Origin of the sequence: Roseisolibacter sp. H3M3-2 (assembly GCF_029211165.1) — a bacterium.
Lineage (GTDB): Bacteria > Gemmatimonadota > Gemmatimonadetes > Gemmatimonadales > Gemmatimonadaceae > Roseisolibacter.
In genome coordinates this window covers 1-8,746 of record NZ_JARGEK010000202.1, presented here as the reverse complement: position 1 = coordinate 8,746, position 8,746 = coordinate 1, and the positions used below count along the sequence as shown (strand labels likewise).

Annotated in this window: 8 protein-coding genes; 4 read left to right on the top strand and 4 right to left on the bottom strand. The window is 76.7% G+C overall.

Annotation, left to right across the window (positions count from 1 at the left end):
• Positions 1 to 53: 53 nt before the first annotated feature.
• The 3 genes from PYV61_RS15940 to PYV61_RS15930 all read right to left on the bottom strand — a co-directional run bounded on the left by PYV61_RS15940 (position 54) and on the right by PYV61_RS15930 (position 3,996).
• On the bottom strand, positions 54 to 2,108 hold the full coding sequence (locus PYV61_RS15940) for an ABC-F family ATP-binding cassette domain-containing protein (protein ID WP_275833341.1): 2,055 nt from the start codon (positions 2,106 to 2,108) through the stop codon (positions 54 to 56).
• A gap of 85 nt (positions 2,109 to 2,193) precedes the next feature.
• Positions 2,194 to 3,501, bottom strand: coding sequence for a hypothetical protein (locus PYV61_RS15935; protein WP_275833339.1), 1,308 nt, complete (start codon positions 3,499 to 3,501; stop codon positions 2,194 to 2,196).
• Between the two features lie 147 nt (positions 3,502 to 3,648).
• Positions 3,649 to 3,996 (bottom strand): ArsC/Spx/MgsR family protein, encoded by a 348-nt coding sequence (locus PYV61_RS15930; protein WP_275833337.1) that lies wholly within the window; start codon positions 3,994 to 3,996, stop codon positions 3,649 to 3,651.
• 169 nt (positions 3,997 to 4,165) lie between these two features.
• On the opposite strand from PYV61_RS15930, the gene PYV61_RS15925 reads away from it, so the two are divergent.
• The 3 genes from PYV61_RS15925 to PYV61_RS15915 are packed head-to-tail and all read left to right on the top strand — an operon-like array spanning position 4,166 to position 6,901.
• The gene (locus tag PYV61_RS15925; protein ID WP_275833335.1) at positions 4,166 to 4,987 is read left to right on the top strand and encodes a hypothetical protein; all 822 of its coding nucleotides are present in this window, start codon (positions 4,166 to 4,168) and stop codon (positions 4,985 to 4,987) included.
• 39 nt (positions 4,988 to 5,026) lie between these two features.
• The gene (locus tag PYV61_RS15920; protein WP_275833332.1) at positions 5,027 to 6,055 is read left to right on the top strand and encodes a hydrolase; all 1,029 of its coding nucleotides are present in this window, start codon (positions 5,027 to 5,029) and stop codon (positions 6,053 to 6,055) included.
• 18 nt (positions 6,056 to 6,073) lie between these two features.
• A complete protein-coding gene (locus PYV61_RS15915) occupies positions 6,074 to 6,901 on the top strand; it encodes a maleylpyruvate isomerase N-terminal domain-containing protein (RefSeq protein WP_275833329.1) in 828 nt (275 codons plus the stop codon).
• Positions 6,902 to 6,925: 24 nt separating this feature from the next.
• On the opposite strand, the gene PYV61_RS15910 is transcribed toward PYV61_RS15915, so the two are convergent.
• The gene (locus tag PYV61_RS15910; RefSeq protein ID WP_275833326.1) at positions 6,926 to 7,738 is read right to left on the bottom strand and encodes a hypothetical protein; all 813 of its coding nucleotides are present in this window, start codon (positions 7,736 to 7,738) and stop codon (positions 6,926 to 6,928) included.
• Positions 7,739 to 7,894: 156 nt separating this feature from the next.
• Here PYV61_RS15910 and PYV61_RS15905 point away from each other — a divergent pair, with 156 nt between their 5' ends.
• The gene (locus PYV61_RS15905; RefSeq protein WP_275833324.1) at positions 7,895 to 8,623 is read left to right on the top strand and encodes an alpha/beta fold hydrolase; all 729 of its coding nucleotides are present in this window, start codon (positions 7,895 to 7,897) and stop codon (positions 8,621 to 8,623) included.
• The last annotated feature ends 123 nt before the right edge of the window (positions 8,624 to 8,746 follow it).

Here is an 8,746-nt window from a genome sequence, read left to right as displayed (position 1 = left end):
CGCCAGCGCGACCAGCGCCTCGACGCGCCGCCGCGGGGTCGCGCCCCAGCCGGTCAGCCCGCCTCCGCCCCCTCGGCGAGCGCCGCGTCGAGCGCCACCTTCCGCTCGTCGAGCGTGCGCGCCATCGCGGCCGCGCGCTGCACGCCCTCGGCCGTCGCGTACAGCGTCGGGTCGTCGAGCTCCGCCTGCAGCCGCGCCACCTCGGCCTCCAGCTCCGCCGCCCGCCGCTCCGCCCGCTCGACGTGGCGCTGCGCGTCGCGCCCCGCCTTCCGCGCGTCGCGGTCGGTCGCCCTGCGCTGCTCCGCCTCGGCGGCGCGCGCCGCCGCCTCCTGCTCGCGCTGGTGCCCCCCGCGCTCCTCCTCTCGCCGGCGCAGGCGCGCCTCGGCCTGCGCGCCGGCGTCGGCGGAGCGCGCGGCGGCCGTCGACAGCAGCGCCTCGCCCCCCTCCGCCTCCCACTCGGCGAACGGCTGCTCGAACGCGTGCACGCGCCCGTCGTGCAGCGCCCACACCTGCGTCGCCAGCGCGCGCAGCAGCGCGCGGTCGTGCGACACCAGCAGCACCGTCCCGTCGAAGCCGTCGAGCGCGTCCTCCAGCGCCTCGATGCTCTCGACGTCGAGGTGGTTCGTCGGCTCGTCGAGGATCAGCAGGTTGGCGCGCTGCAGCATCATCATCGCCAGCGCCACGCGCGCCCGCTCGCCGCCCGACAGCGTCTCGGCGCGCCGCTGCACCTCGTCGCCGCTGAAGCCGAAGCGCCCGAGGTGCCCCTGCACCAGCCGGCGCTCCCACGTCGGGCGCAGGTCCTGGATCACGTCGTACAGCGTCCTGCCGAACGGCACCTGCGCCAGGTCCTGCCGGTAGTGCGCGACCGCGATCGAGTCGCCGACCCGCAGCGACCCGCCGAGCAGCGCCGACCGGTCGCCGACGATCGCCTTCAGCAGCGTGCTCTTGCCGGCGCCGTTCGGGCCGATGAAGCCCACGACCTCGCCGCGCGTGAGGCGGGTGGTGAAGTCGCGGATCAGGACGCGATGCCCCTCGACGCTCGACGCTCGACGCTCGACGCTGGCGTGGCCGTCCGCCGGAGCGAGCGCCGAGCGCGGAGCGCCGAGGGGCACGCCGAGCGTGGCCTTCTCCGCCACCAGCACCTGGTCCCCGCCGCGCGCGCCCGACTCCAGCCGCAGCGCCATCACGTCCTCGCCGCCGAGCGGCGCGCTCAGGCGCGGCAGGCGGGCGAGCAGCTTGCGCCGCCCCTTCGCCTGCTTCGTGTTCTGCCCGGCGAGGTTGCGGCGGATGTAGTCCTCCTGCGCCGCGATCGTCTTCTGCTGCTTGTCGAACTGGCGCTGCTGCGCGAGCCGGCGCTCGGTGCGCTGCGCGACGAACGCCTCGTAGCCCCCGACGTACGGGAACATCGAGCCGCCCTCGACGTGCAGCACGTGGTCGACCACCGCGGCCAGGAACGCGCGGTCGTGGCTGACCAGGATGACCGTGCGGTCCACGCCCTGGAGGTACGCCTCCAGCCAGCGCGTCGTCTCGAGGTCGAGGTGGTTCGTCGGCTCGTCGAGCAGCAGCACGTCGCCGGGGAGCACGAGCTGGCGCGCCAGCCCCACGCGCCCGCGCTCGCCGCCGGAGAGCGTCTTCAGCATGCGCGTCTTGGAGGCCTCGGCGTCGAAGCCGAGCCCCTCCAGCACCTGGTCGACGCGCGCGTGGTAGCTGTAGCCCCCCTCGCGCTCGAACCGCTCCAGGTCGTGCCCGTAGCGCTCCAGCGCCGCCTCGTCGTGCGACGTCTCGAGCGCCGCCGCCTGCTCGGCCAGCCGCCGCTCCAGCGCGCGCAGCCCGGCGAACGCGCCGGCCACGCCGTCCCACACCGTCTCGGCGTCGCCGAAGTCGCGGTGCTGCTCCAGCAGCGTGACCGTGAGCCCGGGCTGCCGCGCGATCTGCCCGCGCGTCGGCGCCAGTTGCCCCGTGAGCAGCCTGAAGAGCGTCGTCTTGCCCGAGCCGTTGCGCCCGACGATCCCCCACCGCTCGCCGGCGGCGACGGTGAAGGTGACGTCCTGGAAGAGCGTGGTGGCGCCGAATTCGACGGCGACGTTGGAGACCGCGAGCTGCGTCATGCCCGGAATCTAGCCGCGCCCCGGACGGGGCCGGGCGGCGAGCGGCGCGCGTCGAGGACAGCGCGACACGCTCGCCGCTCGCCGCTCAGCGCTTGTCGAGCGCCGCCGCCACCCGCCCGCCGTTGGCGTAGGCCGGGGCGCCGCCCGGACGCCCGCCCAGCCGCTCCGCGCCGCCGAACCCGTCGCGCTCCACCCGCTCGACGCGCGCCGCCGCCGCCGCCGGCGCCGCCGGCTCGTCGGCGTCGAGGCGGCGCAGGAAGATCCGCTCCGCGAACCCGACCCCGAACGCCATCGCGAGGAAGAAGCCGCCGCTGACCACCGCGAGCCCCGGCAGCACCCCCCACGACAGGAGGACGAACGCGGCCACCGCCACCAGCGCCCCGACGGCGGCGCGCAGCTCCAGCCGCAGCACCCCCTCCAGCTGCTCGGCGGCCGTCGCCGGGCGCAGCCGGGTGCGCAGCAGCCCGCTCAGGAAGCCGCCGGCGGCGCCGCACAGCGCCACCGCGGTCCCGGCCATCCAGGCGTCGGAGGCGGCGATCGGGATGTGCCGCAGCACGAACGGGACGGCCAGCTTCACCGCCCCGGCCGGCGCCCGCGCCGGGAGCAGCATCGGCAGCAGCGCCACCGACGTCCCCAGCAGCAGGAGCGCCCGGTCGCGCAGCGCGTACAGCCGCTCCAGCCGCAGCACCCCCTGCCCCTCGCGCTCGACGACCGCGGCGTGCAGCGCCGCCAGCCCCTCGTCCATCGCCGCCCGCAGCTCGGGGAGCCCGACCCCGCGCCCGGCCACCGCTCCCTCCAGCGCGCCCAGCCGGCGCACCAGCGGGAGGAGTCGGTCGCGGTCGCCCCCCAGCCCGACCTCGCGCTCCAGGCGCCGACGCACCCCCGGCACCCGGGCGGCCAGCAGCGGCGCCGGGGTGGCCCACAGCAGGCACCGCTCGGCGAGGTCGAGGGCGGCCGAGACGGCGGCCAGGTCGACGTCGGCCATCTCGAGCCCCTGCCGCGCCCCGTGCAGCAGCCCGAGGACGCACTGCCCGGTCACGACGTCGCCGGGCTCGCTGTCGGCGCCGTCGGCGGCGCGGGCGGCGAACAGGGTGCGGAAGTCGGTCTCGAGCTCCAGGTAGCGCGCCCGGGCCAGCTGGAGGAGCTGGGCCTCGTAGCGCGGCCCGATCCGGCGCGGGCGGGCCGCCCACGCGGGAGTCGGCCAAAGGCGCGGCTCGAGCCAGCTGCGCACCTCGTGCACCCGGTCCTCGGGCGTCCAGTCGCGCGCCGCCGGCGGCTCGACGGCGATCGCGACGGGCGCGACGGCCGGCGCCGCGGTCTGCGCCGCGTCCTCGGCGGTGGGGTCGGCGGGCGCCCCGGCGGGCGCCACGGTCGTCGCGTCGGAATCGATCACGCCTCGTCTCCCGCCCGGGGACCGGGCACTCGCGTCCGTCCCGCCCCGACCGACCGGGCGGACCGCCACGTTACGACGGCCGCGGGGGCGGGAGACAGACGCCTCGTGGCCCCGACCGTCACACGGCGGGCCCGGCGGTGCTCCCCCTCACTTGCCGCACCACTGCTTCCACTCGGCCTCGTTCAGCCCGAGCGTCAGCTTGTGCTGGAACCGGACCAGCGGCGTACGGACGAGCCCGGGATCGTCCACGAGCAGCTCCAGCCAGCGCTCGTCGCCGTAGCGCGCGACGCCGAGGCCGCGCTCGCCGAACCGCTTCCCCTCGCGGTCCACGAGCGCCGGCACGCCGAACTTCTGCGCGAACCGCCGCAGCTCGCCGAGCGAGGCGGCGCGCTCGGCGAAGTCGACGAAGTGCGTCTTCACGCGGCGCTCGGCGAAGAAGCGGAGCGCCTTGCGCGTGTCGGGGTCCTTCTTGTGGCCGAAGATCTGGACTTCCATGCGGGGAAGCTAAGATGTGCGAGCTGGGACCTTCAAACGGCCGGGAGAACGGATCGTACGGATGCAACGGATCCGTCTCATCCGGAGCATCCGTTCTCCTGGCAGTTGCCGTGTCGCAGGTCGCAGGGCCAGTGGAGCTTCCGCACCGCCCGCGCGTAGCTTGCCTCGCATGCGCCCTCGCCGTCTCGCTCCGCTCCTCGCGCTCGCTGCCGTCGCCTGCGGGGACGACGACCGGTCCCTGATCGGGATCGGCGACGTCGTCGAGACCACGCCGGAGCGCATGACGCTCGCCGTCGGCGACTCGGGGGTGCTCCTCGTGCGGGTCCGGACCGGCGACGGCCGCGCGCGTCCCGCGCGGATCGGGTTCGCCAGCAACGCGTCGGACGTCGCCGACGTGCGCGTCACCAGCGACAGCACGGCGGTCGTCCGGGCGCGGTCGGCGGGGACCGGGTCGGTCACCGTGCAGACGCCCGACCGCAGCGCGACGGTCACGATCCCCGTCGACGTGCACGCGCCCGCGGCCGTGCCGACCCCGGCGCGCGACACCACGCCGCTCTTCCAGACCGACTCGCTCGCCTACACGCTGCGCCGGACCTTCGCCGTGTACGAGGTGGGGATCGCGTTCACCTTCCGCAACGCGACCGCCGACACCGCCCACATCGTCAACTGCGGCGGCCGCACCGGGGTCGCGCTGGAGCGGCTGCGCGACGGCGTGTGGGAGCCCTTCTGGGACGCCGTCAACCCGACGTGCCTGAGCCCCGCGATCGTCGTCCCGCCGGGCGCGTCGTACCGCCACGCGCTGTCCGTGTACGGCGGGCTCCCCGGGTCCGACGTGGTGCCGCGCTTCCCGTCCGCGGAGCTGGGGGGCACGTACCGGGCGGTCTTCCACGACGTCCTGCGCTCCTACCAGGACCGGCTGCCGTTCGGCGAGCCGTTCCCCGTCGGCGCCCGCCGGTCCAACGCGTTCGTCCTGCGCATGCCGGCGCGCTAGCGAGGCAGTATCTTGTCGGCGTCGCCCGCCGTGACGCCGATGCCTCCCGCCGCCCCCGCCCCCGAGTTCCGCCCCGCCTGGTGGGCGCGCAACGCGCACCTGCAGACGATCTGGGGGAAGCTCACGCGCCGCCCGCGCCCCGCGGCCACGCGCACCGAGCGGTGGGACACCCCCGACGGCGACTTCCTCGACGTCGTGCGCCTCGACGCCGACCCGGCGCGCGGCGACCCCGCGCGCGCGCCGCGCCTGCTCCTGCTGCACGGGCTCGAGGGCGGCCTCCAGTCCCACTACGCGCACGGCATGTTCGCCGAGGCGGCGCGGCGCGGGTGGGGGATGGACCTCATGCTGCACCGCTCGTGCGGCCCCGAGATGAACCGGCAGCGCCGCTTCTACCACTCCGGCGAGACCGCCGACGCCGGCATGGTGCTCGACCGCATCGCCGCCGAGTTCCCCGACGCGCCGCTCGCCGCCTGCGGCGTGTCGCTCGGCGGCAACCAGCTCGTGAAGTACCTCGGCGAGCGCGGCACGCGCGTCCCGGCCACGCTGCGGCGCGCCGTGGCGATCTCGGTGCCGTACGACCTCGCGCGCGGCTCGCGCCACATCAGCCGCGGCTTCTCGCGCGTCTACGAGCGCCACTTCCTGCGCTCGCTGGTGCGCAAGGTGGAGACGAAGCTCACGGTCTACCCGGACCTCATCCGCGCCGAGCGGCTGCCGGGGGTGCGCACGCTCTACGACTTCGACGACGTGCTCACCGGGCCGGTGCACGGCTTCGCGGGCGCCGACGACTACTACGCGCGCAGCAGCGCGATCGGCTTCCTGGCGGGCGTGCGCGTCCCGACGCTGCTCCTGAGCGCGGTCGACGACCCGTTCCTCCCGGCGGCGGTGCTCGACGAGGTGCGCGCGCTCGCCGCCGCCAACCCGGCGCTGTCGGTCGAGTTCCACGCGCGCGGCGGGCACGTGGGGTTCGTCGGCGGGCGCGTCCCGTGGCGCCCCGACTACTACGCCGAGCGGCGCACGTTCGAGTTCGTGGCGGGGCTGGCGCGCGGCGCCGGCGCGCGCGCCGCGTGACCGCGCGCTGACGGTCGCGTGACGCTCCCGCCGCGCGACACCGCCCCGCTCCTCCGCCCCCTGCTCGGCGAGCTGCTCGCGCTGCTGCGCGGGCTGTCGGCCGACGACTGGGCGCGCCCCACCGTCGCCGGCGCGTGGCGCGTGCACGACGTCGCCGCCCACCTGCTCGACGGCGACCTGCGCAAGCTGTCGGCGTACCGCGACGGGCACCTGGTGCCGCCGGACGGGCCGATCGCCTCGGAGCGCGACCTCGCGCGCTTCGTCAACGGGATGAACGCGGCCGGCGTGGCGTGGGGCGCGCGCGTGAGCCCGCGGCTGCTGACCGAGCTGCTCGCGCTCGCGGGCGGGTGGGTCGCCGACCTGCTGGAGTCGCTGCCGCCGGAGGCGCCGTCGCTGTTCCCGGTGAGCTGGGCGGGCGAGTCGGCGTCCGCGCAGTGGATGGACACGGCGCGCGAGTACACCGAGCGCTGGCACCACCAGATGCAGATCCGCGACGCGGTGGGGGCGGGCGCCGTGCTGCTCGCGCCGCGCTGGTACGGGCCGCTGCTCGACGCGTCGGTGCGGGCGCTGCCGCACGCGCTCGCGGCGGTCGACGCGCCGCGCGAGGCGACGGCGGCGTTCGAGGTGGCGGGGGACGACGCCTGGGCGTGGACGCTGACGCGCGGCGATTCGGGGTGGGCGCTCGGCGCGGCGCGCCACTCGGCGCTGGCCGCGCGCGTGCGCGCGACGCCCGACGCCGCGTGGCGGGTGCTCTACAACGCGCCGTACGATCCGTCGGCGGTCCGGGTGGAGGGCGACGCCGCGCTCGGCGCGGCGCTGCTGCGGACGCGGTCGGTCATCGTCTGAGCCGGCCGCGCCCGCGGGTGCGCGTCAGGACGCCGGCGGCGGCGCGACGATCCCGCCCTGGTGGAGGAAGCTCACCGACAGCGACTTGGACGACGACTGGTTGGTGATCGTCTGGCACGCCGGGTTCGCCATCAGGAACCCGGCCGGCGGCGCCTGCTCGCAGACCTTGACCGACGCGAACGTCTGCACCGGCATGTAGGCCGTCACCTGCCCGTCCGCGGGCAGCTGCCAGCCCAGCGGGTTCACGTCGCCGGCGCCGCCGTCGGTGATCACGAACTGGAAGTCGAACCCGGGGAGCGTGACCACGACCGTCGCGCCGGGCACGCGCCGCTTCTGCATGTCGAGCAGGTTGATCTGCACCTGCTTCTTGGGCGACAGCTCCACGTCCGGGAAGGTGACCATGGGCGCGCCGTCGGACCACTCGACCTTCCCGTACAGGGGCGTCGGCGCGGGCACGTGGTAGCCGACCGGCACGCTCACGACCTCCGCCTTGTACGACGTCGAGATCGGCAGGAAGGCCATGATGGGGCCCGAGGCGATCCCGATGTCGCCCTCGCCGTTGTCGCGGACCTGGAGGATCGCCTTGTCGGTGACGAAGCGCACGGTCGCGCCGGGCACGAATGCGTTCGGCGAGCCCGCCCGCAGGAGCCGGATGTGGCCCGGGATCATCCCCGCCGGCGCGACGACCGTGGGCGTGGCCGCCGGCGACGCGGCGCGGCTGGGACGCGCCGAGGGCGCGGCGTCGGGGGCGAGCGGGGCGTCGCTGCAGGCGGCGGTGAGCGCGAGCGCGGCGAGCGTCAGCGGCAGGCGCGGGGCGGAGGCGGGGAAGCGGGACATCGTGTATGACCTCAGGTGGTGGCGTCGGGACGTGGCGTCGCCCGGCGCGTCCGGGCGGCGTGCGAAGGATCGGCCGCGCGCTCACCCCGCGATCACCGCCCGGGTCACCGCCGAGTCACCGTGCGGACCGGCGAGGCGCGGGCTTACCTTCCGCGCATGACCGCCCCCGTCTACCTGCTCCACGGCGCGCTCGGCGCCCGCGACACGCTGCACCCGCTCGAGGTCGCGCTCCGCCCGCTGCTGGTCGCCGGCACGCCGGTGCGCACGCACGAGTTCCCGGGCCACGGCGCGACCCCCGACCCCGACGGCGCCCCCGACGCGCCGCTCGACGTCGCGCGCCTGGCCGCCGGCGTCCTCGACGCGCTCGACCGCGACGGCGCCGACCGCGCCACGCTGTTCGGCTACAGCATGGGCGGCTACGTCGCGCTGCTGCTGGCGGCGCAGCACCCGGCGCGCGTGCGCGCGGTGGTGACGCACGCGACCAAGCTCGCGTGGACGCCCGAGGGCGCGGCGCGCGAGGCGTCGCGCCTCGACCCGGCGACGCTCCGCGCCAAGGTGCCGCGCTTCGCCGACGCGCTGGCGGCGCGCCGCGCCGGCGCCGGCGGGTGGGAGCCGCTGCTCGCCCGCACCGCGGCGATGATGCACGCGATCGCCGCCCGCGCCGCCGTCACGCCGGAGGTGCTGGCGGGCGTCGCGTGCCCGGCGCGGCTGTGCGTCGGCGACCGCGACGCCACCGTGTCGCTGGAGGAGACGGCCGCCGCGGCGCGCGCGCTGCCGAAGGGCGAGCTGGCGGTGCTCCCGAACACCGGGCACCCGCTGGAGGCCGCGGACCCGGCGCGCCTCGCGCGCGAGGTCGCCGAGCTGCACGCGCGCGCCGCCGTGTAGAGTACTCCGCGCTGGCGTGCGCGTGCGGCGTTCCGCGCGGCGCCTCGGGCGCCGGCGGATCGCGACGGGAGCGCCGGGCGCCGAGCGCCGAGGATGACGCCGCGCTCGGCGCTCCGCGCTCGG

What these genes read in the sequence shown, in the direction of transcription:
- PYV61_RS15940 (WP_275833341.1), bottom strand. Translation starts at nt 2,108, where the DNA reads ATGACGCAGCTCGCGGTCTCCAACGTCGCCGTCGAATTCGGCGCCACC.
- PYV61_RS15930 (WP_275833337.1), bottom strand. Translation starts at nt 3,996, where the DNA reads ATGGAAGTCCAGATCTTCGGCCACAAGAAGGACCCCGACACGCGCAAG.
- PYV61_RS15925 (WP_275833335.1), top strand. Translation starts at nt 4,166, where the DNA reads ATGCGCCCTCGCCGTCTCGCTCCGCTCCTCGCGCTCGCTGCCGTCGCC.
- PYV61_RS15920 (WP_275833332.1), top strand. Translation starts at nt 5,027, where the DNA reads ATGCCTCCCGCCGCCCCCGCCCCCGAGTTCCGCCCCGCCTGGTGGGCG.
- PYV61_RS15910 (WP_275833326.1), bottom strand. Translation starts at nt 7,738, where the DNA reads ATGTCCCGCTTCCCCGCCTCCGCCCCGCGCCTGCCGCTGACGCTCGCC.
- PYV61_RS15905 (WP_275833324.1), top strand. Translation starts at nt 7,895, where the DNA reads ATGACCGCCCCCGTCTACCTGCTCCACGGCGCGCTCGGCGCCCGCGAC.